This window comes from Streptomyces sp. ActVer, assembly GCF_027270795.1.
Lineage (GTDB): Bacteria > Actinomycetota > Actinomycetes > Streptomycetales > Streptomycetaceae > Streptomyces > Streptomyces umbrinus_A.
In genome coordinates this window covers 1-926 of sequence record NZ_JAPWHT010000958.1, presented here as the reverse complement: position 1 = coordinate 926, position 926 = coordinate 1, and the positions used below count along the sequence as shown (strand labels likewise).

Below are 926 nucleotides of genomic sequence, written 5' to 3'. Positions count from 1 at the left end.
GGTGCGGGTGCGGGTGTCGGTGACGTCTGCGCGGCCCGGGCGTCCTGCGGCGGGCCGGGAAGAGCCTTGGTCACGAGCGGTCCTTACGAGCCGTCGGCGCACCGGGCAACCGGGAAGTCATCGGTCGGGTGTCGATGTCGGCGCTGCACTTCCGAGGGACAGGAGCTTCCGAGGGACAGGAATGGAGACCAGAGCATGACACGGACCTCGATCCCCATGCGATGGAAGCACGTGTTCCGCAGTTCAGGGGCGGTGGAGGAGCCGGGATCCGAACTCGTTCCGGGCAGGGGCCGACCGCCGGGACGTCTCTGGCCGCGCTCGTAGTCGGCGGCACCCCGCAGTTCGACCCGCGCTCCCTGCCCTACGAACGCTTCCCCGCTCTGGTCGAGGAGGCCAGGACCCACCCTCGGCGTCCGCTCCCCGCGGACCTGGCAGATCACGGCCGAGCGCCTCACGGGGTCCCTCACCATCCAGGTCGGTGTGACGGGCGCCGAAGGCACGGCCACGCTGGAGGCGGACGGGCGGGGGAACGCGGTGCGGCGTACGCCGGTGGGCTGGGCCGCTCCCACCCCGCGATCTCGCGTGGCGCCCGGGCGGCACCACACGGCGCCTGATGGTGCCATTTGGTGCCGCGTGGCGCCATGCTCTGGCTCTCGGGGTGCTTGAGCGTGCCTGGTGCCACAATCGCTCAGCCGGGTGCCGGTATGTTTCTGCAGGTCGGAGCGTTCTCTTCGACTGGCGATCGTGGGATGTCACCTCATGGCTTGCATGTGGCGCCACTTTGGTGCCATCATGGCGTCATGGACCTCACTCCGTATGTCGACAGCCTCCGCCGCGAACTCGCGGTGGCCGCCGAAGCCGGCGGCGACGAAGCCCGCGAGCTGGCGGAGAGGCTGACGGCTCCCCTGGAGTCGGCGACCCGGCTG

Annotated in this window: 1 pseudogene; it reads left to right on the top strand. The window is 70.6% G+C overall.

The features are described 5' to 3' along the window. Positions 1–341: 341 nt before the first annotated feature. A pseudogene (locus O3Q52_RS53590) lies at positions 342–549 on the top strand (hypothetical protein); the annotation flags it as partial. Positions 550–926: the final 377 nt, after the last annotated feature.